The sequence below is a fragment of the Pseudomonas sp. UBA1879 genome (genome assembly GCF_002338065.1).
Lineage (GTDB): Bacteria > Pseudomonadota > Gammaproteobacteria > Pseudomonadales > Pseudomonadaceae > Aquipseudomonas.
In genome coordinates this window covers 276,200-298,730 of sequence record NZ_DDHJ01000014.1, presented here as the reverse complement: position 1 = coordinate 298,730, position 22,531 = coordinate 276,200, and the positions used below count along the sequence as shown (strand labels likewise).

Sequence of the window (22,531 nt, the reverse complement as noted above, 5' to 3'; positions counted from 1 at the left end):
ACATCGGAATAAAAGGGTTGCCCCCAGCGTTATGCCGGAGAGCCGACCTTTGTCGCAACCCCCCTTTTCACTTGCCTGAATGCGGAGTCTGTCATGCGCGTGCCCCTGTCGATCATTGCCCTGAGCCTGTTGGCCGGATGCGCAGGCCCGTTGCCTGCGGTGGACCCGCAACAGGCTTGGGTCGACCTGCACACCTTCACCGGCAAGACCTTGATGGCCGACAAGCTCGACGGCGTCAGGACAGAAGACGGCCGCTATTTTCAGGTGACGCCGGGCAAACACAAGCTGGAAGTGCGTTACGACTATGAGTACGCACCGGGCGGGTTGGGGCTGTCGATGGACATTTACAACGAACTGACCTGTTACGTGACGATCAACTATGACCACTTCGAAGCAGGCCACCGCTATCGCCTGGACGTCCGCCACATTGCCAACAGCATCGATGCGCAATTACGGGATGAACAGCGCAGGGTGTTGGCGGAAGAGGGGCAGATCTTTTGTATTCCGTAAGGCCGGAGCAGCACGGCATTGCGTCTACCCCTTGACCTGTGCGAGTGAGCTTGCTCACGAAAAAGCCATTACATTCCCAAGATAGGCAGCGGGTTAAAACCGCATTTGTGAGCAAGCTCACTCCCACAGAGGTCCAGCATTGGCCCGAAGTCCCCTGCTGATGCGCTCTTACAGTGGATCAATATCGACTAGTAACTATCGATCATTCTTCTGATAGATGATCTTCTTCGTGCCGTTTTCACATGTGCCCACGACCATGTTCTGATCGTGAACCTCTTCGTTGCCAACGACCTCGAGGGTGTAAGAGCTGACGTTCTGCGCCTGGATCTTGGCTTCGATTTCTGCCTTGAGTTCATCGCAGGGCTTGGGCGCGGCGAACACGCTAGTGGTCAGCGCAGCGAGGATGAGGGTGGTAGCGATACGTTTCATGTTCGACTCCTTCGATGCCTTGCGGGTCGCAGCGGCACTTCATATGACCTTGCTCGCGTGTACCGGTTCTCAAGGGGTCGAAACGCAGATGACCCGCCTGCGCGGGTCATCTGAATGTTGCATCAGCGCAGGATCAGCTTAGCAGCGTGGCATCCAGCGTGATCTTGGCGTTCAGCACTTTCGACACCGGGCAGCCTTCTTTGGCTTTAGCGGTCAGCTCGTCGAACTGCTGCTGAGTGGCGCCTGGCACTTTGGCTTTCAGGATCAGGTGCACAGCAGTGATCGAAAAGCCTTCGCCATCCTGGTCAAGGGTGACTTCGGCTTGGGTGTCGATGCTCTCGGCCTTCAGGTTCGCGCCGCCGAGGATCATCGACAGGGCCATCGAGAAGCAACCCGCATGGGCCGCGCCGATCAGTTCTTCAGGGTTAGTGCCCTTGCCACCTTCGAAACGGGCCTTGAAGCCATAGGGTGCGTCGCGCAGGACGCCGGTTTCTGTGGAGATGCTGCCGATACCGGACTTCAGGTCACCTTCCCAGTGGGCGGACGCTTTCTTGACGATGCTCATGGTGTCTCCTCATGAAATGAATGCGATGTCTCGCACATGGACCAAAAGTCTGAGGAGTGTAGGCGGGAGTTAGTTCAACGGTTGTGACATGTGTGCTTTATTTCCGATGCTCAGCGAGATAATTCCGACCAAATTAGTAGGAAATTTCGCGTTACCCATTGCAACCTCAAAATCCGGCCCTATCCTAAGGCCTTAACGCAAATGTTTAGGCTTAACGCAGGCTTTGTGCCCCCGCCGTTGTTTTCAGGCGCCCGGCCAGCCTCCCAAGAGGATTCACCACGGCCTATGAAACGCTTAGCTGATGTGAAGATTTCCATGCTCGATCTGGTTCCGGTGCGCGAGGACAAGGGCCCAGCCCTGTCGCTGCGAAATTCGCTGGATCTGGCGCAACACGCTGAGAAATGGGGTTACAACCGTTTCTGGGTGGCTGAACACCACAACATGGACGGCATCGCCAGCTCCGCGACGTCGGTCCTGCTGGCGTATCTCGCCGGTGGCACGTCGACCATTCGCGTCGGCTCTGGCGGCGTGATGCTGCCTAACCATGCGCCGTTGGTGATTGCCGAACAGTTCGGCACGCTGGAGAGTCTCTATCCGGGCCGAATCGATCTGGGCCTTGGCCGTGCACCCGGCTCCGACCAGATGACCGCCCGCGCCCTGCGCCGTGAGCGCTCTGGCAGCGCCGACGACTTTCCCGATGATGTCGCTGAGCTGATGAATTATCTCGGCCCACGCCAGCCCCATCAGCGCGTCGTTGCCGTCCCAGGCACCAACACCAATGTGCCCATCTGGCTGCTGGGTTCAAGCCTGTTCAGCGCGCAATTGGCCGGTCAGCGGGGCTTGCCCTATGCCTTCGCCTCGCACTTCGCGCCACGTTTCATGCACGAAGCGATTCGCGTCTATCGCAATCACTTCCAGCCCTCCGATGTACTCGACAAACCTTACGTAATGCTTGGCGTGCCTCTGTCGGCAGCCGACACCGACGAGCAAGCGGATTACTTGGTGACGTCGGTGTACCAGCGCATTCTCAACCTCATGCGCGGGCAGAGCCTGATGCAGAAGCCGCCTGTTGAAAGCATGAATGGCCTGTGGCTGCCCCATGAACGTGAAGCCGTGATGGATTTCCTCGGATTGGCGATGGTCGGCGGCCCGGAGAAAATTCGCGCCAAGCTGGATGTCTTGCTGGAGCAGACGGACGCCGACGAGCTGATCTTCACCTGTGACATGTACGAACACGCGGACCGGCTGCGTTCGTACGAGATTCTGGCGCAGGTGGCCAAGGGGTGATCACCGCCTTCAAACTGTAGGAGCGTGGCTTGTCCCGCGATCGGCGTACGTCGGTGTTCCATGTGACCTGTAGGAGCGAGCTTGCTCGCGATTGCGATGTGTCAGCACCCTAGATGTTGCTTGATACAACCTTATCGCGAGCAAGCTCACTCCAACAGGACCGCCCTCCAATAAAAAACCGACGCCTACGCGTCGGTTTTTTTGTGGAGCAACGGGCTGAATCAGCCGCGTTTATAGACCATTTCCTTGCTGCCGCCGTCGCAGGTGCCGACGACTTTTGCGTCCGCCGCGCTGCCCTTATCAACCGCTTCCAGGGTGTAAGACGCCACGCCCTTGGCTTTGATCTTCGCGTCGATATCCGCTTTCACGTCGTCGCACGATTTGCCGGCTGCGAAGGTGGTGCCCGCAATGCTTAACAACCCTACCGCCAAAAGAATCTTCTTCATCGGTCACACTCCCTCGTCAGGCACTTTTCAAGCGTAAGAAGCCGCTCAATCGAGCGGCCCGTTCACATGATCCTCGCGTCCGCATTCACGAACGGCGCGTCACGTGTAGCGAAGGTTGTGGCATTCAGCCAGCGCAAAAGTTCATCAGCTAGGATCGATGCGGAAGCCGACTTTGATGGTCACTTGGAAGTGCGCAACCTTGCCGTCCTGGATGTGGCCGCGGGTTTCCAGCACCTCGAACCATTCCAGGTATTTCACGGTCTCCGCCGCCCGGGCGATGGCGTTCTGGATGGCGTCATCAGTGCTGGTGGTCGACGAGCCGACCAGTTCAAGCAGTTTGTATGTGTGATGTTCAGACATGGCAGATCTCCAGATGGCTCCGAAGGGAGCGTAGCAGTGAAAAGTCTCCCTACGTCTGGCGTGACAAGCGGCTAAAAAGTTCATAAATAACCACGCGGGAAAACCACACTGCACTTTCTGAAAACCCTGTAGTCGGAATCAACACACGCCACTCATCACTGCAGGAGAGTCAAATCATGGCATTCACGTCATCCCGTAAAGCGTCTTTGCAAAGTATGGAAGCTGAGATCGAAAGTCTGCTCAAGTCGCTGGAAAGCTTGAAGTCAGATGCTTCGGACGAGTCGCGGAAAACCTTGAAGACCCTGAAAGCCAACGCTGAAAGCGCACTCAGCCATTCGCGCAGCCTGCTGAGCGATGTCTACGAAGACGCGAAAGTAAAAACTCGCGAAGCGAGCGTGGCCACTCGCGACTACGCGCAAGAACACCCTTGGACAACAGCCGGTGTTGCCGTTGGTGCAGTCGGCCTGCTGGCCGCGTACCTGCTGTGCAAACGCGGCAACTGATTCAGCCTCGAATCAGGACCGACCTGAACGCGCCAGCTCCTGCTTGAGCCATTGAGCCAGCTGCTGGGCGCGCCCGTCGGCGGAGCGTTTAGGCACCCATAACGCCAGTTGCGCCGGGGTTTCGCTGAAACCCCAGGGCGCAGCGAGGCGTCCGGCTTTCAAGTCATCGGCCACCAGCGGTTCTGGCGCGATGGCGATGCCCAGGCCCGACACAGCGGCCTCCAGCAAATAATAAAGATGTTCAAAGCCTTGACCGTAATCCAGCGCGTCGGGATCAATGCCGTTCTGCATCGCCCAGCTGGGCCAAGCTTGTGGGCGCGACGACGTCTGAAGCAGTGCTTCGTTAAGCAACGCTTCTGCAGGCGCGCCTTTCAGCGCTTCAAAGCGCGAGAAGTGGGGGCTCAATACCGGGCCGATGCGTTCACTTACCAGTTCAAATACTTGCATGTCGGAGGGCCACGGCGGCTCTGCGAAGACCAGCAGTGCGTCCAGACCGGGGCGTCGCGGGTCGAGATCACCTTCGCCTGCTGACAGGTGCAAACGCAGGTCCGGCAAGTCGGCATTCAGCCGCCCCAAGCGCGGAATGAACCAGCGCGCAAGCAGGCTTCCCGAACACCCCAGCACGAATGGCGCGTCGCCGCTGCCCCTACTCAACTCGGCACATACATGACGCAAGCGGTCGAAGGCTTCGCCGCTGGCATCGCGCAATCGCACCCCAGCATCTGTGAGTTTCAAGCCGCGCCCGTCTTTACTGAACAGGCTGACGCCCAAGTGTTCTTCCAGCACTTTCAACTGTCGGCTGACCGCACCATGGGTAACGTGCAGCTGTTCGGCGGCTTGACTAACGCTGTTGAGTCGCGCGGTTGCCTCAAAGGCTCGCAATGCGTTCAGTGGGGGGAGGTCTCGGCTCATGGTATCTGTGAGTTTTTCTGACAGGTTGCGGCGATCTTATCGGTTTTCATCGGCCATGGCGCTGGTTAAAGTGTGTTCACTGCCTTAACGGCTCACCTGATTCGTCACCCTGGAGGTTCGTATGTCCCAGACAGACACCCAAACCCAATACCGGAACGGCCCTGACACTCGCGGCATGTTCGGCGCTTTCGGCGGTCGCTACGTTGCTGAAACCTTGATGCCGCTGATCCTCGACCTGAACCGCGAGTACGAAGCGGCGAAGGAAGATCCTGCGTTTCTCAAGGAATTAGCCTACTTCCAGCGGGACTATGTCGGACGTCCGAGTCCGCTGTACTTCGCCGAGCGACTGACCGAGCACTGCGGCGGCGCAAAGATTTACCTCAAGCGCGAAGAGCTGAATCACACGGGCGCGCACAAGATCAACAACTGCATCGGCCAGATCCTGCTGGCCCGCCGCATGGGTAAGAAACGCATCATCGCCGAAACCGGCGCAGGCATGCACGGCGTGGCCACGGCCACTGTAGCGGCGCGTTTTGGTCTGGAATGCGTGATCTACATGGGCACCACCGACATCGAGCGCCAACAGGCGAACGTGTTCCGCATGAAGCTGCTGGGTGCCACAGTAATTCCGGTTGTTGCGGGCACAGGCACTCTGAAAGACGCCATGAACGAGGCGCTGCGTGACTGGGTGACCAACGTCGAAAGCACGTTCTACATCATCGGCACCGTTGCAGGGCCGCACCCTTACCCGGCGATGGTTCGCGACTTCCAGGCCGTGATCGGCAAAGAAACCCGCGTGCAGCTGCAGGAGCAGGAAGGCCGTCTGCCCGACAGCCTGGTGGCGTGCATCGGCGGCGGTTCCAACGCCATGGGCCTGTTCCATCCGTTCCTCGACGACACGACAGTGCGCATCATTGGTGTCGAAGCGGCGGGGCATGGCATCGATTCCGGCAAACATGCGGCAAGCTTGAACGGCGGCGTACCGGGTGTGCTGCACGGCAACCGTACCTTCCTGCTGCAGGACGATGATGGCCAGATCATCGACGCGCACTCGATTTCCGCTGGTCTGGATTACCCCGGTATTGGCCCCGAGCACGCCTGGTTGCATGACATCGGTCGCGTCGAATACACCTCGGTCACCGACGACGAAGCCCTGGCGGCGTTCCATGAATGCTGCCGTCTGGAAGGCATCATCCCGGCGCTGGAAAGCGCCCATGCGCTGGCCGAAGTGTTCAAACGTGCGCCAACGCTGCCAAAAGATCACCTGATGGTGGTCAACCTGTCCGGTCGTGGCGACAAGGACATGCAAACCGTCATGCACCACCTGGATCTGTCCCAGCAGGAGAAACATTGATGAGCCGCCTGCAAACCCGTTTTGCCGAGCTGAAAGAACAAAATCGTGCGGCGCTGGTGACCTTCGTCACTGCGGGCGATCCGGCCTATGACACCTCGCTGGCGATCCTCAAAGGGTTACCGAAATCCGGTGCCGATGTGATTGAGTTGGGCATGCCTTTCACCGATCCGATGGCAGATGGCCCGGCTATTCAACTGGCGAGCATTCGTGCACTCAATGCCAAGCAAAACCTGGCGAAAACGCTGCAAATGGTCCGCGAGTTTCGCGTCGATGACAACACGACGCCGCTGGTGCTGATGGGTTACTACAATCCGATCCACAACTACGGTGTCGAGCGTTTCATTGCGGAAGCGCATGAATCCGGCGTCGATGGTTTGATCGTGGTCGACCTGCCGCCCGAGCATAACAACGAGTTGTGCAATCCGGCTCAGGACGCGGGTCTGGATTTCATCCGCCTGACCACCCCCACCTCCGACGATGTTCGCCTGCCGACCGTTCTGAACGGCAGCTCGGGTTTCGTGTATTACGTCTCGGTGGCGGGTGTGACCGGCGCTGGCTCGGCCACGGTGGAACACGTCAAGGAGGCCGTCGCTCGCTTGCGTCGCCACACTGACCTGCCTATCAGCGTCGGTTTCGGTATTCGCACACCGGACCAGGCCGCCGCTATCGCTCGCCTGGCCGACGGTGTGGTGATCGGCTCAGCGCTGATCGATCAGATTGCCAACGCGCAGTCGCCTGATCAGGCCGTGAATGACGTATTGAAGCTCTGCTCGGAACTGTCAGAAGGCGTTCGTCAGGCCCGAGTGTCCTGAACGTAAAGTTTCTGATACAGAGGAATCAACCGTTTAGATCGCAGACTAAGCAGTACAGCAAAGGGGTTCAGGACCTGGTTCTGAACCCCTTTTTGCTGCCTCGAACTCGCTCAGGAGCGCGCCACATGAAAGTCTCGAACCGTTTGATCGCAGGGTTGGGCGTATTGATGGTCAGCGCCAGTGCGCTGGTGCACGCTGCGCCGCCGGATCAACGTGGCGGCCACGATGACCATGGCCCAGGTCAGCATCAGGACCATGGCCCGCAAGGAGGTCCGCAAGGTGCCTCCCATGAGGAGCATGGCAACGATCACCGCGCAGACAACCGTGGCGTCGACCACCGCGGGGGCAATCGTCCTCCCGCAGACTTCGGCGAAGTTCGCCGCACGATTCAAGAGCATCGCGATTTAATCGGTCGCGGCCAGCCTCTGCCACCGAACGTGCATGTCGTCAAAGGACGTCCGTTGCCACGGGGCTATGGCCGTCGACTGGATGCCCGATCGCTCGAATACCTCCCGCGCTACGACGGCTACGAATGGCGCCGACTCGGTCCAGACGTCGTGCTCGTCGCGCTTGGCAGCGGGATTGTCTACGAGATTCTGGAGGGTGTGCTGAATTGAGGCCCGGCCCGACGCTCAACGTGTGCCAGAAACCAGAACGTTGAGAGTGAGCTTGTTCACGAAAGGGGCAATACAGTCGCTGCATCATTGGCTGATAGCCCGCATTCGTGAGCAAGCTTACTTCCATAGGGATTGCACCTGATTCAAGATCACCGGCCTATCACGCTTTCCTAAACATCCCCACATTCAGCTCCCTGACCCCACCCATCCAGATCGCATGCTCGGTGTGATCCGCCAGATCATCTCCGGTCAGCGGGTGAGTAAACACCACCAGCCCATTGCGATTCAGCGCCAGATGCAGCATCACATCGGCAAATTCCTCGTGAGAAAACGCCAGCTGACAGCTCCAGTCCGGATGCGGTCCGACAGGCCTTTCATGCACCCGCCCCATGCGAATATCGAATTTCGCCGAAACCATCTCGCACAAGGCCCGCGCCTGCTCGATAGTTTGGGCGTCGAAATAAACGTGGGCGTGATAGCCCTCAGTGGATGTCATCTCCAATTCCTCGATGTCCTTGAAGTCATTTATCGCCATTGCACACGACGAAACCTGTAGGAGTGAGTTTGCTCGCGATAGCGGTATGTCATATGGCGCATTCATAACAGACCTTCCGCCATCGCGAGCAAGCTCACTCCTACACAAAGCGTCTTCATCGCTCACACCGCGATGGACGGCAACGGCTTGCCCACCAACGAATCCCCGCTCAACGCCTGTTCACTTTTCAACCAATCGACAAATCGTTGCACGATCTGCACCCGCCGTTTGCGTTGCGGCAGCACGATGTAATAGCCGTACGCCGAGATGGCGGTGGCCTCGATGGGCCGACATAGCAGCCCCTGATCCAACAGCTCATCCACCAAATGCCGCCAGCCGATCGCCACGCCCTGGCCGCCAATCGCCGCTTGAATCAGCAACGTGTAATTGTCGAATCGCAGCTGCCCCGGTGCAGGGGCTTGAGCGATGCCGAGAGCGCGAAATACGCCGCCCCAATCGAACCAGTTGTTGCCCCCTTCACCCCGTAAATGCAGCAGCGGGAATTCTTTCAGCGCTTCGGGTCGCAGCGGCAGATCACGCCCGGACAGCAGTTTGGGGCTGCACACCGGAAACACCTCTTCGCTGAACAGCCAGTGGCTTTCGCCTTGCTTGAAACGGCCGTCGCCAAACAGTACTGCCACGTCGATATCGGCGCGCAGCATGCTGTGGCTGCGCTCGCTGGTCACCAGGCTGACATCGACATCGGGGTTGTCCTTATGAAAGCGGTGCAAGCGGGGCATCAACCAATAGGCCGCAAAGGCGAAGTCGGTCGCGACCTGCAGCACCTCGTGTTGATGTTGCTCCGTGATGAGGCTCAACCCGGCGTCCATGGCCTGCAATCCGGCCTGCACATGGTTGAACAGAATTTCTCCAGCGTCGGTCAGTTCGATGCCGCGATAAATACGATCAAACAGGCGCGTAGCGAGTTGTTCTTCTAACCTTTTGATTTGCTGGCTAATGGCCGGTTGTGTCGTACCCAGCTCGATGGCTGCGGCAGTGAAACTGCGCAGCCGTGCTGCCGACTCAAAACCGCGAAGCAAATCCAGGGACATGGCACCAAGGGCGTCAAACATAAGTGTGGCTTATCCTAGGCATTGCGTTTTATGGGCTTTACCGCGAAATCCATGGGTCTCATTCTCTGGTCCAGCAATTTCGCATAAATATTCACTATGGAATGCCGCGAAGACATGAAGCGCAAGAACATTCTTTTCATCATGGCCGATCAAATGGCCGCGCCGATGTTGCCGATGTACGCCTCATCTCCCATAAAAATGCCAAATTTGAGTCGCCTCGCCGCTGAGGGCGTGGTGTTCGACGCTGCCTATTGCAACAGCCCGCTGTGCGCGCCGTCGCGTTTCACCCTGGTCAGCGGTCAACTTCCGAGCAAGATCGGCGCCTACGACAACGCTGCCGAATTCCCCGCCGACGTCCCGACCTACGCCCATTACTTGCGTCGTCTCGGTTACCGCACCGCGCTGTCGGGCAAGATGCATTTTTGCGGTCCCGATCAGCTTCACGGCTATGAAGAGCGTCTGACCAGCGACATCTACCCCGCCGACTATGGCTGGGCCGTGAACTGGGATGAGCCGGATGTGCGCCCGAGCTGGTATCACAACATGTCGTCGGTGTTGCAGGCCGGCCCCTGCGTGCGCACCAATCAGCTCGATTTCGACGAAGAAGTGGTGTTCAAAGCTCAGCAATACCTGTTCGATCACGTGCGCGAGGATGGCGACCAGCCGTTTTGCCTGACGGTATCGATGACCCACCCCCACGACCCGTACACCATTCCCAAGGAATACTGGAATCTCTACAGCGACGACGAGATCCCGATGCCGCCTGCGCCGCCCGCTCAGGCTGATCAAGATCCGCACTCCCAGCGCCTGCTCAAGGTCTACGACCTGTGGGACAAGCCGCTGCCCGAGAACAAGATTCGTGACGCCCGCCGCGCGTATTTCGGCGCATGCAGCTATATCGACGATAACGTCGGCAAATTGCTGAAGACTCTCGAAGACACGGGGCTGGCCGATGACACAATCATTGTGTTTTCCGGTGACCACGGCGACATGCTCGGCGAGCGTGGTCTCTGGTACAAAATGCACTGGTTTGAAATGTCGGCCCGCGTGCCCCTGCTGGTGTACGCTCCGGGGCAATTCAAGGCTGGCCGCGTGAAGGCTGCCGTATCTACCGCCGACCTGTTGCCGACCTTTGTGGCGCTGGCTGAAGGTGAACTGGAAGCCGGTTTACCACTGGACGGGCGCTCGCTGCTGCCGCATCTGCAAGGCGAAGGCGGTCATGACGAAGTGTTCGGCGAGTACATGGCCGAAGGCACCAACAGCCCGCTGATGATGATTCGTCGCGGCGCGTACAAATTCATCTATTCGGAACAAGACCCGTGTCTGCTCTACGACATGGTCAACGATCCGAAGGAGCAGGAAGAGCTGAGCCAATCCGAGGCCCATCGCGACCTGTTCAATGCGTTCCTGGCCGAAGCTGCGGCCAAGTGGGACATTCCGGCGATACACCACCAGGTGCTCGCCAGCCAGCGTCGTCGGCGCTTCGTCGCCGAGTCGCTGGCCCTCGGCAAGCTGAAGAGTTGGGATCACCAGCCGCTGGTAGACGCCAGTCAGCAATACATGCGCAACCATATCGACCTCGACGATCTGGAGCGCAAGGCCCGTTATCCACAACCTTGAACCCTGCCAACACCTAGAAAACCAAGAAGGGGCACACCATGAAGAAGTTGTTCACGACGCTGGCGGTTGCGGTGATGAGTTTAGGGAGCGTCGTTGCATACGCCGCGGACGCTGCAAGCTGCAGTACGGTCAAGATGGCCGATCCGGGTTGGAGCGACATCGCTGCAACCAATGCCACAGCGGGCTTTTTGCTCGACGGCATGGGTTACAAGGCCAAGGTCGATACGCTGGCAGTGCCGATTGCCTATGGTGGCCTCAAGGACGGTCAGATGGACGTTTTCCTGGGCAACTGGATGCCAGCGCAGCAGGGGTTCTATGACAAGTTCATCGCCACGGGGGACGTGACCCAATACGCGAAGAATCTGGAGGGCACCGAATTCACCCTCGCGGTTCCGGACTACGTCTACGACGCAGGCGTGCACAATTTTGCCGACCTGAACAAATTCGCCGACAAATTTCACAAGAAGATCTACGGCATCGGTTCGGGGGCTCCGGCCAACGCGTCGATTCAGGAAATCATCAAGAAGAACGAATTCGACCTGGGCGACTGGAAGCTGGTCGAATCCAGCGAGCAGGCGATGTTGGCCGAAGTGAAGCGTAACGTGAAGAAGAAAGACTTCGTGGTCTTCCTCGGCTGGACCCCGCACCCGATGAACGTGCAGATCGCGGGCATGCATTACCTGAAGGGCGGCGAGAAATACTTCGGCGACACCGGCAGCGTTTACACCGTGACCCGCAAAGGCTACGCCGACGCGTGCCCGAACGTGGCCAAACTGTTCTTCAACCTGACGTTCACGCAGGACATGGAAAACAGCATCATGCAGGACGTGGACAGCAAGAAAATCAGCAACGCCGACGCGGTGAAAGCGTGGGTCAAAGCCAACCCTGCCGTGCTTGAAAAATGGCTCGACGGCGTGAAAACCCTCGACGGCAAAGATGCGCTGGCGGCCGTGAAAGCCAAGCTTTAAAGCTGAAAGGCATCGCGAGCAAGCTCACTCCTGCAGGTGTGCGCAAACCCCGTGGGAGCCGGCCGCAGCAAGCCGGCTCCCACATGAATTTGAGCGTCAGCTCTGCGCCATCAACCGCCGCAGTTCCGCGAGCACTGGCGCTGAATTTGGACGCACCCCGCGCCACACGTAGAACGCCTCTGCCGCTTGTTCCACCAGCATGCCCAACCCATCCACTGCCTGCCCGGCCTGATGCTCGGTCGCCCAACGGCAGAACGCCGTCGGCTCTTTGCCGTACATCATGTCGTAGCAAAAGGTTTCGCCCGGCTGAATCAGACTTGGCGCAATCGGCGGCAATTCACCCGCCAGGCTCGCTGACGTGGCGTTGATGATCACGTCGAACGGCTCTTCCAGCCAGTCATACCCTGCAGGCAGAACCGGTCCCAATTCGGCGAACTCCTTCGCCAGCTGCTCGGCTTTCTCGACCGTACGATTGGCGATGACCAGCACATAAGGCTCTTCTGCGAGCAAAGGCGCCAGCGCGCCCCGCACCGCGCCGCCAGCCCCCAGCAACAGGATGCGCTTGTCTTTGAGCTCGACGCCGTGATTCACCGTCAGATCCCGCACCAGACCGGCGCCATCGGTGTTGTCGCCGAGCAAGCTGCCATCCGCTTGCCGCGCCAGGGTATTCACGGCCCCCGCGCGACGGCCACGCTCGGTCAGTTGATCCGCCAGGCGATAAGCCTCCTCCTTGAAAGGCACCGTGACGTTGGCGCCCCGGCCCGTCACGAAGAACTGCCTGGCGAACGCCGGGAAGTTGTCGAGTGGCGCCAGCGCCGTTTGATAGTCCAGCGATTCCCCCGTCTGTTCGGCGAACAGGCGATGGATCAACGGCGATTTACTGTGAGCGATGGGGTTGCCGAAGACAACGTAGTGATCAGTCATGCTCAGGCCCCCTCGGCCAGCCAGTCGCGGTCTTGCAGGAAATACTCGGTCAGACGCGCTTCTTCGCTGCCTGGCGCGGCTTTCCAGTCATAGCCCCAGCGCACTTGTGGCGGCAGCGACATAAGAATCGACTCCGTTCGCCCACCCGATTGCAGGCCGAACAGCGTGCCGCGGTCGTACACCAGGTTGAACTCCACGTAACGGCCGCGGCGGAATTCCTGAAACTCGCGCTGTTGCGGCGTAAACGGCGTGGCTTTGCGGCGCTGAACAATGGGCAAGTACGCATTGACGAAAGCGTCACCAATCGCGCGCAGGAACGCGAAGCTGGTGTCGAAATCCCACTCGTTCAGGTCATCGAAAAACAGGCCACCGACGCCGCGCGGTTCGTTGCGGTGCTTGATGTGGAAGTAACGATCGCACCAGGCTTTGTAACGCGGGTAGACGTCCGCGCCAAACGGCGCGCAAGCCTGCTCGGCAACGCGGTGCCAATGGACGCAGTCTTCTTCGACGCCGTAATACGGGGTGAGGTCGAACCCGCCACCGAACCACCAGACCGGCTCTTCACCTTCTTTTTCGGCGATAAAGAAACGCACGTTGGCGTGGGAGGTCGGAACATGTGGGTTGTGCGGGTGCATGACCAGCGACACGCCTAGCGCCTCGAAACCGCGACCCGCGAGTTCCGGGCGGTGAGCACTGGCGGAGGGCGGCAAGCCGGCGCCGAACACATGGGAAAAGTTGACCCCGCCTTTTTCGAAAACGTCGCCGTTCTCGATCACGCGGGTGCGACCGCCACCGCCCGCTGGACGCTCCCAGGCGTCTTCGACGAAGCGGCCGCTGCCGTCTTCATGGGCCAGCGCGGTGCAGATCCGGTCTTGCAGATCGAGCAGGTAGGCTTTGACGGCATCGGTGCGTGAGGACATGGGCGTACCTTGAAGTAACGTGTAACCGGTATTGTTGAGCGTCGTTTCGTGGGCCGTCTGCATTCGACGATGACAAAGCAGGCGCGAAAGACCTCCTGAAAGTGGCGCGTAGCATACACCGGCTGGCGCGCTGCCGCAGTTGACGAAGTCCAAACGAAGGAGTCCGATAGGGCCCTTTCGCACTCGCAGTTCTGATCCCGCAGTTTCGATCCATGACGGAGAAAGCAAATGGCAAAGCGTATCCAGTTCCGCAGCCACGGCGGCCCTGAAGTCCTTGAGTATGTCGATTTCGAACCGGCAAAACCGGGCCCCAAGGAAGTCGTCGTGCGCAACAAAGCGATTGGCGTCAACTTCATTGAGACCTACTTCCGAACGGGCCTGTATCCGGTAGCGTCGATGCCGTCAGGCTTGGGCAACGAGGGGGCGGGCGTAGTCGAAGCGGTCGGTAGCGAGGTCACTCACGTTAAAGTCGGTGACCGAGTCGGCTACGGCACCGGCCCACTGGGCAGCTACGCGGACCTGCACCTGACGCAAGGCGCGAACGTGGTGAAGCTGCCGGACGACATCAGCTTTGAACAGGCCGCCGCGATCATGCTCAAGGGCCTGACCGTGCAGTACCTGTTCCGTCAGACGTACGAAATTCGTCCCGAAGAAATCATTCTGTTTCATGCTGCGGCGGGTGGCGTAGGCTCGATTGCCTGCCAATGGGCTGCAGCGCTTGGTGTGAAGCTGATCGGCACTGTCAGCTCCCCGGAGAAGGCCGCTATCGCTAAGGCCAACGGGGCTTGGGAAGTGATCGACTACAGCAAGGAAGACGTAGCGAAGCGAGTACTGGAGCTGACGGACGGCAAGAAAGTCTCGGTGGTGTACGACGGCGTCGGCAAAGACACGTGGGAGACCTCGCTGGACTGCCTGGAACTTCGCGGGCTGCTGGTCAGTTTCGGCAATGCCTCGGGCGCGGTGTCGGGCGTGAACCTGGGAATTCTGGCGCAGAAGGGCTCGCTGTACGTGACCCGTCCGACGCTGGGCTCCTATGCCAACAGTCTCGAAACCTTGCAGGCGATGGCAGACGAAGTGTTCGCGATGGTCAGCAGTGGCAAGGTGAAGGTCGACAACATCAAGCAATACGCCCTGAAAGACGCCGCCCAAGCGCACACCGACCTGTCGGGTCGGCGCACCACCGGGTCGATCATTCTGGTGCCGTAAAGATTGCACGGAACGTGGCGGACTCCACGTTCCTTCCTTGATCAGTCCCACGCAGGGCGTGGGAACGATCAGCACCATCAGCGAATTGCCTCAGCCCGCCCTCATCACCTCAGCCGTCACCAGATCCCGAATCACACTGGGATTGCGACGGCCGCCGAGTGCGCCATTCAAGACCATGTCCAATTGCCCATGAAAATACTGCTCGATCCGCAAGCGGGAGCGGGCGGCCGGGCGGCCGGTGGGGTTGGCGGAGGTGGACACGATAGGGCCGGTCAGCGCGCAGAGTTCGCGGACTTGCGGATGGTCGCTCACTCGCAGGGCCACGGTTTCGCGCCCCCCGGTGATCCAGTCAGGCAACAGCCCCTGATGGGGCACCAGCCACGTATTCGGGCCCGGCCAAGTGCTGGCCATGCGGTCGATCCACAGCTCGGGGAAATCTTCGAACAGGAAATCGAACTGACGGATGTTGTCGGCAATCAGGATCAGGCCTTTTTCCACTGGCCGCGCCTTGATCGCCAACAAACGATACACCGCCTCGACATCCCACGGATCACAGCCCAGGCCCCAGACCGCTTCGGTTGGGTAGGCAATCACCGCTCCGGCACGGATCTCTTGTGCGGCTTGTTGCACACGCCAACTGCTGACCATCGCTCGCTCTCCGAATAAACGCTGATGGGCAGTTTAACCTCAGCGCGCCCGGGCAAACCATCGTCCCGCTTCACAGGTCACGCTGCCGTCCAGTTCAAGCTCGGTCAGCGCCACCAGCACTTTCGGCAACGGCCAACCGATGCTGACGGCCAGCGCTTCGCTGGTGTGTGGCGCGGCATGTAGCAGTGCCAACAAAGGATGAGCAGGGGTCGTCACTGCATCGGCCGGGCCTAGGTCAGCCGCCAGATTCTTCCAGCCCTGCAAGCCCTCCAGGATGTGGTCAACAGTCTCGACCAGCGTGGCACCTTCACGAATCAGCTGGTGACAGCCTCGGGCGCCGGGATGATGAATCGACCCCGGAATGGCGTACACCTCGCGACCTTGCTCGGCCGCCAGTCGCGCTGTGATCAGCGATCCACTGGCGACGCTTGCCTCGACAACCAGCACCCCAAGCGACAGGCCGCTGATGATCCTGTTTCGACGGGGGAAATTGCTGGCATGAGGCTCGGCATCCAGCGGCAGCTCCGAAACGAGCGCACCTCCCTGCGCCACGATGTTCGTCGCCAGCTGTCGATGCCGCTGTGGATAAAGTTTTTCGATACCTGTTCCCAGCACACCGATGGTGGCACCTTTCACGTCCAAAGCGCCTTGGTGCGCGGCCCCATCGATGCCCAGGGCCAATCCGCTGGTGACGACGAATCCGGCGCCGGCCAGGCTTCGCGCAAACGCTGCAGCGGTGTCCAGAGCTGGCCGGGAAGCGCGTCGACTGCCGACCATTCCCAGCTGCGGACGGTCAAGCAAAGCGCGATTGCCCGCAACGAATAACAGCGGAGGCGGATCGGGAATCTCCGCCAGCAGGGCAGGGTAATCAGGGTCGTCCCACATCAGTAAATGCTGGTCCGGACGCTCTAGCCAGGCCAATGCAGCGCTGGCACCATCGCGCACGGTCGGATCACGTCGGGCATCGGCACTGATCGCGGGAAGGCGCAGGGAACGCCATGCGGAGGCTGGCGCGCTGAGGGCAGCCGAGGCGCTGCCAAAAGCATTGATGAGGGTCTGGAACCGCTTGCCCCCGATTTCAGGCAAGCGATGAAGGCGCAGGCGCGCCTCCAGTTCGGCTGGCGACTGCCCCACTTTTTCGAACATCGGCATGAGATCTTCCTTGACCCGGCGCCCACCTCATAGAGCCGGGCTAACCTGTGGATAACTCTGTTGACAACGTTTAGATAAGTGAAGCATGCCGGTGGAAAAAAGTGTTTTAGAGCTGATACATAGGATTACGGATTGCGCACTCGGTCGCTCACCGCCAAAGATCGATTCGCGTGCAGCACCATGCCGTAGCTGAGGTGGTTGTAAGTGCGGAACACCATCAGCAACCCGGCACGCTCGTCAGGAATCTTCACTTGCTCGCCTGTGATGCGGTCACGCACGGTTTCGCCTGCCTTGTAGATCGCAAGCACGTTACCTTCGGCCAGGCCTTCCATCTTTCCGCGATCCAGCGTCACGACGTCGAACTCGCCAATCTGCGTCACCCCACGTGGCACATCAATGATCGTGCCGCGGATTTCCTGCTGCGGTTCGCTCGGCACGAACGTCGAGTTGATTGCACGCTCTTCGCTGATGAACAGACGATCGCCCAGGCGAACTTCTTGAGTGGAGCGCTGCATTTGCAGCGTGCCGACATCCCCTTCGGCGGCCACAAGCTCGCCGCTGCCGATATCGTCGGCGTTGATGCCCAGCGGCACGTTGGTTTCAGGATCAAAGTAGGTCTTGCCCTTGCGGAACACGCCATACGACACGTGGTCCGGGCTGAAGACGCCACGGGCGTAGATGCGATCCCCCGCGCCACTGAGCACGCGCTCGCCATTACCCGCGACGATGTACGGGGCCGTCTCGAACTCTTCAGGGGTGTCGATGATGCGGTTGTTCAGCAAAAACGCGTTGATCGCGCCCAGCGGAATAGTCGGAATCGCGTCGGCAATCGGCGTGCTGCGCACACGCGGTGACAATTTGATGGTCCCGCGAGACTCGCCACGGCTGGCAACGATCCTCGGCTGGCCGTCCACGTAGATCAGCGTGAGGGTGTCGCCAGGGTAGATCAGATCCGGGTCGTGAACCTGCGGATTGGCTCTCCAGAGCTGCGGCCATTTCCATGGCTGGTTCAGAAACTTGCCGGAAATGTCCCAAAGCGTGTCGCCGGCGACAACGGTGTAACGCTCTGGATGGCCTTCCCTGAGTTGTACTTGCGCCTGGACAAGGCCTGTCGCGGCCAACAGCAGCAGGGCGAGTAGTGATTTCCTCATGCGGTGAATCCCTTTATCATGTTGGCTTCGCGTGAAACATTGAGTCTTGCGAGACTTCGGTTTTACAAGGGCTGCCCGCTTGTCGTGTGACGTTCCCAAGCCTAGCAGCCGATCCTGAATTTACCCTACAAGTGCAGCCCTTACGTATATGGCCATTTTAAACATTCTCGAATTTCCCGATTCGCGCCTGCGCACCCTCGCCAAGCCGGTGGTTGCCGTGGACGACGGCATTCGCCAGTTGGTCGACGACATGTTTGAAACCATGTACGAAGCGCCTGGCATCGGTCTGGCCGCGACGCAGGTTAACGTACACAAGCGCGTCGTTGTAATGGATCTCTCGGAAGATCGCAGCGAACCTCGTGTTTTCATCAACCCTGAGCTTGAGCCGCTGACCGACGAGATGGATCAGTACCAGGAAGGCTGTCTGTCCGTTCCCGGTTTCTACGAGAACGTCGATCGTCCGCAACGGGTCAGGGTCAAGGCGCTGGACCGCGACGGTCAACCTTATGAGTTGATCGCCGAAGGCCTGCTGGCCGTATGCATTCAGCACGAATGCGATCATTTGAACGGCAAGCTGTTCGTCGATTACCTGTCCACGCTCAAGCGTGACCGGATCAAGAAAAAGCTGGAAAAACAGCATAAGCAGAACGCTTGATCCCTCACCCAAAAGGCCTCTTGCTGAGGCCTTTTCTTTTTACACAACGAGAAGCCCATGACTGAGCCACTGCGCATCGTCTTCGCCGGCACCCCGGAATTCGCCGCTGAACACCTCAAAGCCCTGCTCGACAGCCCCTATGAAGTGATCGCGGTCTACACCCAGCCCGATCGTCCGGCGGGTCGTGGCCAAAAGCTGATGCCAAGCCCGGTCAAGCAACTCGCTCTGCAACATGATATTGCCGTGCTGCAACCGCCGACCCTGCGCGCTCCCGAGGCACAGGCCGAACTGGCGGCGCTCAAGCCCGATCTGCTGGTGGTCGTCGCCTACGGCCTGATCCTCCCACAAGCGGTCCTCGACATTCCGCGTCTCGGTTGCATCAACAGCCATGCCTCGTTGCTGCCGCGCTGGCGTGGAGCGGCGCCGATCCAGCGCGCCGTGGAAGCGGGTGATGCCGAGAGTGGCGTCACCGTGATGCGCATGGAAGCAGGGTTGGACACCGGCCCAATGCTGCTCAAGGCCGTCACACCGATCACCAGCGAAGACACCGGCGGCACCTTGCATGACCGTCTGGCCGAGCTCGGCCCGGTTGCCGTGGTGCAGGCCATTGCCGGTTTGGCAGAGGGCACTCTGATCGGCGAAGTGCAGGACGACAGCCTCGCAACCTACGCACACAAACTGAATAAAGATGAAGCGCGCATCGACTGGTCGCGTCCGGCTAATGAACTGGAGCGCCTGGTACGGGCCTTCAACCCGTGGCCGATCTGCCACAGCACCCTCAACGGCGAAGCCTTGAAAGTGCTGGCGGCGCAGGTTACCGAAGGCCAGGGCGCACCGGGCACGATTCTGAGCGCCAGCAAGGAAGGCCTGATCGTGGCCTGTGGACAACAGGCGCTGCGCCTGACCCGTCTGCAGCTGCCGGGTGGCAAGCCCCTGGGTTTCGCAGACCTGTTCAACAGCCGTCGCGAGAAATTCGCGACCGGGACCGTTTTGGGTCTCTCGGTTGACGCACCATGAACCCGCGTCTGGCCGCCGCCAAGGCTTTGGCTGCTGTGCTCAGTGGGAAAGCCTCGCTGAACAGTTCGCTGCCCGCGCAACTGGACAAGGTCGATGATCGTGATCGCGGCCTGACCCAAGACCTGGCGTTCGGCACGGCCCGCTGGGAGCCGCGGCTGTCAGCGCTGGCGGCCAAGCTGCTGCAAAAGCCGTTCAAGGCTGCTGATAACGACGTTCAGGCGCTGCTGCTGGTAGGCCTTTATCAGCTGTTCTATTCGCGCATCCCTGCTCACGCGGCCATTGGCGAAACGGTTGGGTGCGCCGACAAGCTGAAGAAACCGTGGGCCAAAGCCTTGCTCAATGCCGTGCTGCGCCGTGCCCAGCGTGAAGGCGAAGCGCTGTTGACCGAACTGGAACATGACCCGGTCGTACGCACTGCCCATCCGCGCTGGCTGCAAAAAGCCTTGAAGGCTGCATGGCCTGAACACTGGGAAGCCATCTGCGCGGCGAACAATGCGCATCCGCCGATGATTCTGCGAGTCAACCGCCGCCACAAAACGCGCGCCGACTACCTGCAACTGCTGCACGACGCCGGGATCGCGGCGACCGGCAGTGCGTTCAGTCAGGACGGGATCGTGCTGGCCGAACCGGGCGATGTTCGCTCGTTGCCGGGATTCGCAGACGGCTGGATCAGCGTTCAGGACGAAGCTGCGCAACTGGCCGCCGACCTGCTGGAGTTGGCGCCTGGCCAACGCGTGCTCGACGCGTGCTGCGCGCCGGGAGGCAAGACCTGCCACCTGCTGGAAGTGCAATCGGGCTTGTCCGGGGTCGTCGCGGTAGATCTGGAAGCCAAACGCATGGTCCGGGTCAAAGAGAACCTCGATCGGCTCGGCCTGAGTGCCGAACTCATCGCTGCCGACGCGCGCGCGACGGATCAATGGTGGGACGGCAAGCCGTTCCAGCGCATTCTTCTCGACGCCCCGTGTTCGGCGACCGGTGTGATTCGTCGTCACCCGGACATCAAACTGACCCGTCAGGCCGACGACATCCCGGCCTTGGCGACGCTGCAAGGTGAGCTGCTCGACGCGCTGTGGCCAACCCTGCAAGTCGGCGGGATCTTGCTGTACGCCACCTGTTCGACGCTGCCGACTGAAAACACCGAAGTGATCGGCGCCTTCCTCGCGCGCACGCCGGGCGCTCGGGAACTGGACATCGCCGGTCAACAGGGTAATCCGCCACCAGGCTTGAAACAGCCGCATGGTCGGCAGTTGCTAGCCCAGGAAGGCGGCCATGACGGATTTTATTACGCAAAGTTGATCAAGATTTCTGCGAGCTAACTGTAGGAGCGCGGCTTGTCCCGCGATCGACTGCGAAGCAGTCGCAAATCCAGACGCATTGGCCATGTCAGACACACCGCGTGCACTGACTTCACGACGGGTTCCCCGCCGATCGCGGGACAAGCCACGCTCCTACAGGGATCAGCGGTGCGGAAATTTCAAGGAGAGACTGATTGAAAATCATCATTCTCGGTGCAGGCCAAGTGGGCGGCACGCTGGCGGAGCATCTGGCCAGTGAGGCCAATGACATCACTGTCGTGGACACCGATGCGGAGCGCCTGCGAGCACTGGGCGACCGACTGGACATTCGCACCATTCAGGGCCGTGGCTCGTTTCCCACCGTGCTGCGTCAGGCCGGTGCCGACGACGCCGACATGCTGGTGGCCGTGACCAGCAGCGACGAAACCAACATGGTCGCCTGCCAGGTCGCTTACACCCTCTTTCACACCCCGACCAAGATCGCCCGCGTGCGCGAATCGGCGTACCTGACCCGAGCCGGACTGTTCGATAACGACGCCATTCCGGTAGACGTGCTGATCAGCCCCGAGCAGGTCGTCACCAATTACATCAAGCGCCTGATCGAATACCCAAGCGCCCTGCAGGTCATCGACTTCGCCGAAGGCAAGGTGCAATTGGTGGCCGTGAAAGCCTATTACGGCGGGCCGTTGGTGGGGCAGCAGCTGCGTCAATTGCGGGCGCACATGCCGGAAGTCGACACACGGGTCGCGGCCATTTTCCGTCGAGACCGTCCGATCATTCCCCAAGGCGATACGGTGATCGAAGCCGAAGACGAAGTCTTTTTCATCGCTGCCAAGGCGGACATTCGCGCCGTGATGGGCGAAATGCGCAAGCTGGATGTCAGCTACAAGCGCATCGTCATTGCCGGGGGTGGGCAGATTGGCGAGCGGCTGGCCGAGGCCATTGAACACCGCTACCAGGTAAAAATCATCGAGATGAACCCGGCGCGCTGTCGCTACCTATCGGACACCCTCGATAACACGGTGATCCTGCAGGGCAGTTCATCGGACCGCGATCTGCTGGTGGAAGAGAACATCGACAACGCCGACCTGTTCCTGGCGCTGACCAACGACGACGAGGCCAACATCATGTCGTCGCTGCTGGCCAAGCGGCTAGGTGCGAAGAAGGTCATGACCATCATCAACAACACGGCCTATGTCGATCTGGTGCAGGGCGGCGAAATCGACATCGCCGTCAGCCCGCAGCTGGCGACCATCGGCACCCTACTGGCCCACGTGCGGCGCGGCGATATCGTCAGTGTCCACTCGCTACGACGCGGTGCGGCAGAAGCGATCGAAATCGTAGCCCATGGCGATGCCAAGTCGAGCAAGGTCATTGGCAAGGCGATCATGCACATCAACCTGCCGCCCGGCACCACGATTGGCGCGATCACCCGAGCCGATCGCGTTTTGATCGCCCATGACAGCACGGTCATCGAGTCTGGCGACCACGTCATCATGTTCCTCGTGGACAAGAAGTACATTCGCGACGTGGAACGGCTGTTTCAGGTGGGGTTGAGCTTTTTCTAAGGGG

Annotated in this window: 25 protein-coding genes; 13 read left to right on the top strand and 12 right to left on the bottom strand. The window is 59.9% G+C overall.

Annotated elements, in window-relative coordinates:
* Positions 1–93 precede the first annotated feature (93 nt).
* A complete protein-coding gene (locus tag B3N48_RS14820) occupies positions 94–510 on the top strand; it encodes a hypothetical protein (RefSeq protein ID WP_296184905.1) in 417 nt (138 codons plus the stop codon).
* Positions 511–705: 195 nt separating this feature from the next.
* Here B3N48_RS14820 and B3N48_RS14815 read toward each other — a convergent pair whose 3' ends face one another.
* Both B3N48_RS14815 and B3N48_RS14810 read right to left on the bottom strand, forming a co-directional pair.
* The gene (locus B3N48_RS14815; RefSeq protein ID WP_296184904.1) at positions 706–939 is read right to left on the bottom strand and encodes a DUF1161 domain-containing protein; all 234 of its coding nucleotides are present in this window, start codon (positions 937–939) and stop codon (positions 706–708) included.
* Positions 940–1,072: 133 nt separating this feature from the next.
* Positions 1,073–1,504 carry an OsmC family protein gene (locus B3N48_RS14810; protein ID WP_296184902.1) on the bottom strand — a complete coding sequence of 144 codons (432 nt, stop codon included), beginning with the start codon at positions 1,502–1,504 and terminating at the stop codon, positions 1,073–1,075.
* Positions 1,505–1,789: 285 nt separating this feature from the next.
* Between B3N48_RS14810 and B3N48_RS14805 the strand changes: the two genes are divergently transcribed.
* On the top strand, positions 1,790–2,791 hold the full coding sequence (locus B3N48_RS14805; RefSeq protein WP_296184900.1) for an LLM class flavin-dependent oxidoreductase: 1,002 nt from the start codon (positions 1,790–1,792) through the stop codon (positions 2,789–2,791).
* A 221-nt stretch (positions 2,792–3,012) separates the two neighbouring features.
* Here the strand turns inward: B3N48_RS14805 and B3N48_RS14800 are convergent, their stop codons facing one another.
* Positions 3,013–3,237, bottom strand: a complete 225-nt coding sequence (locus tag B3N48_RS14800; RefSeq protein WP_296184899.1) for a DUF1161 domain-containing protein — start codon at positions 3,235–3,237, stop codon at positions 3,013–3,015.
* A 144-nt stretch (positions 3,238–3,381) separates the two neighbouring features.
* The gene (locus B3N48_RS14795; RefSeq protein ID WP_296184896.1) at positions 3,382–3,597 is read right to left on the bottom strand and encodes a dodecin; all 216 of its coding nucleotides are present in this window, start codon (positions 3,595–3,597) and stop codon (positions 3,382–3,384) included.
* A gap of 176 nt (positions 3,598–3,773) precedes the next feature.
* On the opposite strand from B3N48_RS14795, the gene B3N48_RS14790 reads away from it, so the two are divergent.
* A complete protein-coding gene (locus B3N48_RS14790) occupies positions 3,774–4,100 on the top strand; it encodes a DUF883 family protein (protein WP_166593894.1) in 327 nt (108 codons plus the stop codon).
* Between the two features lie 12 nt (positions 4,101–4,112).
* Here the strand turns inward: B3N48_RS14790 and B3N48_RS14785 are convergent, their stop codons facing one another.
* Positions 4,113–5,012: a LysR family transcriptional regulator gene (locus tag B3N48_RS14785; protein ID WP_296184894.1), complete on the bottom strand. Its 900-nt coding sequence runs from the start codon at positions 5,010–5,012 to the stop codon at positions 4,113–4,115.
* Positions 5,013–5,133: 121 nt separating this feature from the next.
* On the opposite strand from B3N48_RS14785, the gene trpB reads away from it, so the two are divergent.
* The 3 genes from trpB (at position 5,134) to B3N48_RS14770 (ending at position 7,795) form a co-directional block, all read left to right on the top strand.
* Positions 5,134–6,366 carry a tryptophan synthase subunit beta gene (gene trpB, locus B3N48_RS14780; protein WP_296184893.1) on the top strand — a complete coding sequence of 411 codons (1,233 nt, stop codon included), beginning with the start codon at positions 5,134–5,136 and terminating at the stop codon, positions 6,364–6,366.
* Complete coding sequence (gene trpA / locus B3N48_RS14775; protein WP_296184892.1) at positions 6,366–7,178, top strand: tryptophan synthase subunit alpha; 813 nt, start codon at positions 6,366–6,368, stop codon at positions 7,176–7,178. The genes trpB and trpA overlap by 1 nt, the downstream gene beginning before the upstream one ends.
* Before the next feature lie 125 nt (positions 7,179–7,303).
* A complete protein-coding gene (locus tag B3N48_RS14770) occupies positions 7,304–7,795 on the top strand; it encodes an anti-virulence regulator CigR family protein (protein ID WP_296184890.1) in 492 nt (163 codons plus the stop codon).
* A gap of 160 nt (positions 7,796–7,955) precedes the next feature.
* Here the strand turns inward: B3N48_RS14770 and B3N48_RS14765 are convergent, their stop codons facing one another.
* Together B3N48_RS14765 and B3N48_RS14760 are read right to left on the bottom strand one after the other, a co-directional pair.
* Positions 7,956–8,291, bottom strand: coding sequence for a DOPA 4,5-dioxygenase family protein (locus B3N48_RS14765; RefSeq protein WP_296185031.1), 336 nt, complete (start codon positions 8,289–8,291; stop codon positions 7,956–7,958).
* A gap of 161 nt (positions 8,292–8,452) precedes the next feature.
* A complete protein-coding gene (locus tag B3N48_RS14760; RefSeq protein ID WP_296184888.1) occupies positions 8,453–9,403 on the bottom strand; it encodes a choline sulfate utilization transcriptional regulator in 951 nt (316 codons plus the stop codon).
* A 114-nt stretch (positions 9,404–9,517) separates the two neighbouring features.
* On the opposite strand from B3N48_RS14760, the gene betC reads away from it, so the two are divergent.
* Entirely contained in the window at positions 9,518–11,023 is a 1,506-nt protein-coding gene (gene betC / locus B3N48_RS14755) for a choline-sulfatase (protein WP_296184886.1), read from the top strand.
* Between the two features lie 38 nt (positions 11,024–11,061).
* Positions 11,062–11,991 carry a choline ABC transporter substrate-binding protein gene (gene choX / locus B3N48_RS14750; protein WP_296184884.1) on the top strand — a complete coding sequence of 310 codons (930 nt, stop codon included), beginning with the start codon at positions 11,062–11,064 and terminating at the stop codon, positions 11,989–11,991.
* A gap of 96 nt (positions 11,992–12,087) precedes the next feature.
* On the opposite strand, the gene aroE is transcribed toward choX, so the two are convergent.
* Both aroE and hemF read right to left on the bottom strand, forming a co-directional pair.
* On the bottom strand, positions 12,088–12,915 hold the full coding sequence (gene aroE / locus B3N48_RS14745) for a shikimate dehydrogenase (RefSeq protein ID WP_296184882.1): 828 nt from the start codon (positions 12,913–12,915) through the stop codon (positions 12,088–12,090).
* A 2-nt stretch (positions 12,916–12,917) separates the two neighbouring features.
* On the bottom strand, positions 12,918–13,835 hold the full coding sequence (gene hemF, locus B3N48_RS14740; protein ID WP_296184881.1) for an oxygen-dependent coproporphyrinogen oxidase: 918 nt from the start codon (positions 13,833–13,835) through the stop codon (positions 12,918–12,920).
* Positions 13,836–14,063: 228 nt separating this feature from the next.
* Here hemF and B3N48_RS14735 point away from each other — a divergent pair, with 228 nt between their 5' ends.
* On the top strand, positions 14,064–15,041 hold the full coding sequence (locus B3N48_RS14735) for an NADPH:quinone reductase (RefSeq protein WP_296184878.1): 978 nt from the start codon (positions 14,064–14,066) through the stop codon (positions 15,039–15,041).
* A 90-nt stretch (positions 15,042–15,131) separates the two neighbouring features.
* Here the strand turns inward: B3N48_RS14735 and B3N48_RS14730 are convergent, their stop codons facing one another.
* The 3 genes from B3N48_RS14730 to B3N48_RS14720 form a co-directional block, all read right to left on the bottom strand.
* The gene (locus B3N48_RS14730; RefSeq protein WP_296184875.1) at positions 15,132–15,689 is read right to left on the bottom strand and encodes an L-threonylcarbamoyladenylate synthase; all 558 of its coding nucleotides are present in this window, start codon (positions 15,687–15,689) and stop codon (positions 15,132–15,134) included.
* 39 nt (positions 15,690–15,728) lie between these two features.
* Positions 15,729–16,841: a DNA-processing protein DprA gene (dprA, locus tag B3N48_RS14725; protein ID WP_296184873.1), complete on the bottom strand. Its 1,113-nt coding sequence runs from the start codon at positions 16,839–16,841 to the stop codon at positions 15,729–15,731.
* Between the two features lie 125 nt (positions 16,842–16,966).
* The gene (locus B3N48_RS14720) at positions 16,967–17,992 is read right to left on the bottom strand and encodes a LysM peptidoglycan-binding domain-containing protein (protein WP_296184872.1); all 1,026 of its coding nucleotides are present in this window, start codon (positions 17,990–17,992) and stop codon (positions 16,967–16,969) included.
* Between the two features lie 148 nt (positions 17,993–18,140).
* On the opposite strand from B3N48_RS14720, the gene def reads away from it, so the two are divergent.
* The 4 genes from def (at position 18,141) to trkA (ending at position 22,527) form a co-directional block, all read left to right on the top strand.
* Complete coding sequence (def, locus tag B3N48_RS14715; protein ID WP_296184870.1) at positions 18,141–18,647, top strand: peptide deformylase; 507 nt, start codon at positions 18,141–18,143, stop codon at positions 18,645–18,647.
* 57 nt (positions 18,648–18,704) lie between these two features.
* Positions 18,705–19,664, top strand: a complete 960-nt coding sequence (gene fmt / locus B3N48_RS14710) for a methionyl-tRNA formyltransferase (RefSeq protein ID WP_296184869.1) — start codon at positions 18,705–18,707, stop codon at positions 19,662–19,664.
* Positions 19,661–20,980, top strand: coding sequence for a 16S rRNA (cytosine(967)-C(5))-methyltransferase RsmB (rsmB, locus tag B3N48_RS14705; protein WP_296184868.1), 1,320 nt, complete (start codon positions 19,661–19,663; stop codon positions 20,978–20,980). The genes fmt and rsmB overlap by 4 nt, the downstream gene beginning before the upstream one ends.
* 173 nt (positions 20,981–21,153) lie before the next feature.
* Positions 21,154–22,527: a Trk system potassium transporter TrkA gene (gene trkA, locus B3N48_RS14700; RefSeq protein ID WP_296184866.1), complete on the top strand. Its 1,374-nt coding sequence runs from the start codon at positions 21,154–21,156 to the stop codon at positions 22,525–22,527.
* Positions 22,528–22,531 lie beyond the last annotated feature (4 nt).

What these genes read in the sequence shown, in the direction of transcription:
- B3N48_RS14820 (WP_296184905.1), top strand. Translation starts at nt 94, where the DNA reads ATGCGCGTGCCCCTGTCGATCATTGCCCTGAGCCTGTTGGCCGGATGC.
- B3N48_RS14800 (WP_296184899.1), bottom strand. Translation starts at nt 3,237, where the DNA reads ATGAAGAAGATTCTTTTGGCGGTAGGGTTGTTAAGCATTGCGGGCACC.
- B3N48_RS14790 (WP_166593894.1), top strand. Translation starts at nt 3,774, where the DNA reads ATGGCATTCACGTCATCCCGTAAAGCGTCTTTGCAAAGTATGGAAGCT.
- def (WP_296184870.1), top strand. Translation starts at nt 18,141, where the DNA reads ATGGCCATTTTAAACATTCTCGAATTTCCCGATTCGCGCCTGCGCACC.
- trpB (WP_296184893.1), top strand. Translation starts at nt 5,134, where the DNA reads ATGTCCCAGACAGACACCCAAACCCAATACCGGAACGGCCCTGACACT.
- B3N48_RS14805 (WP_296184900.1), top strand. Translation starts at nt 1,790, where the DNA reads ATGAAACGCTTAGCTGATGTGAAGATTTCCATGCTCGATCTGGTTCCG.
- B3N48_RS14760 (WP_296184888.1), bottom strand. Translation starts at nt 9,403, where the DNA reads ATGTTTGACGCCCTTGGTGCCATGTCCCTGGATTTGCTTCGCGGTTTT.
- fmt (WP_296184869.1), top strand. Translation starts at nt 18,705, where the DNA reads ATGACTGAGCCACTGCGCATCGTCTTCGCCGGCACCCCGGAATTCGCC.
- hemF (WP_296184881.1), bottom strand. Translation starts at nt 13,835, where the DNA reads ATGTCCTCACGCACCGATGCCGTCAAAGCCTACCTGCTCGATCTGCAA.
- B3N48_RS14770 (WP_296184890.1), top strand. Translation starts at nt 7,304, where the DNA reads ATGAAAGTCTCGAACCGTTTGATCGCAGGGTTGGGCGTATTGATGGTC.
- B3N48_RS14810 (WP_296184902.1), bottom strand. Translation starts at nt 1,504, where the DNA reads ATGAGCATCGTCAAGAAAGCGTCCGCCCACTGGGAAGGTGACCTGAAG.
- aroE (WP_296184882.1), bottom strand. Translation starts at nt 12,915, where the DNA reads ATGACTGATCACTACGTTGTCTTCGGCAACCCCATCGCTCACAGTAAA.
- B3N48_RS14785 (WP_296184894.1), bottom strand. Translation starts at nt 5,012, where the DNA reads ATGAGCCGAGACCTCCCCCCACTGAACGCATTGCGAGCCTTTGAGGCA.
- trpA (WP_296184892.1), top strand. Translation starts at nt 6,366, where the DNA reads ATGAGCCGCCTGCAAACCCGTTTTGCCGAGCTGAAAGAACAAAATCGT.
- B3N48_RS14720 (WP_296184872.1), bottom strand. Translation starts at nt 17,992, where the DNA reads ATGAGGAAATCACTACTCGCCCTGCTGCTGTTGGCCGCGACAGGCCTT.
- B3N48_RS14730 (WP_296184875.1), bottom strand. Translation starts at nt 15,689, where the DNA reads ATGGTCAGCAGTTGGCGTGTGCAACAAGCCGCACAAGAGATCCGTGCC.
- B3N48_RS14795 (WP_296184896.1), bottom strand. Translation starts at nt 3,597, where the DNA reads ATGTCTGAACATCACACATACAAACTGCTTGAACTGGTCGGCTCGTCG.
- choX (WP_296184884.1), top strand. Translation starts at nt 11,062, where the DNA reads ATGAAGAAGTTGTTCACGACGCTGGCGGTTGCGGTGATGAGTTTAGGG.
- rsmB (WP_296184868.1), top strand. Translation starts at nt 19,661, where the DNA reads ATGAACCCGCGTCTGGCCGCCGCCAAGGCTTTGGCTGCTGTGCTCAGT.
- betC (WP_296184886.1), top strand. Translation starts at nt 9,518, where the DNA reads ATGAAGCGCAAGAACATTCTTTTCATCATGGCCGATCAAATGGCCGCG.
- dprA (WP_296184873.1), bottom strand. Translation starts at nt 16,841, where the DNA reads ATGCCGATGTTCGAAAAAGTGGGGCAGTCGCCAGCCGAACTGGAGGCG.
- B3N48_RS14815 (WP_296184904.1), bottom strand. Translation starts at nt 939, where the DNA reads ATGAAACGTATCGCTACCACCCTCATCCTCGCTGCGCTGACCACTAGC.
- B3N48_RS14735 (WP_296184878.1), top strand. Translation starts at nt 14,064, where the DNA reads ATGGCAAAGCGTATCCAGTTCCGCAGCCACGGCGGCCCTGAAGTCCTT.
- B3N48_RS14765 (WP_296185031.1), bottom strand. Translation starts at nt 8,291, where the DNA reads ATGACATCCACTGAGGGCTATCACGCCCACGTTTATTTCGACGCCCAA.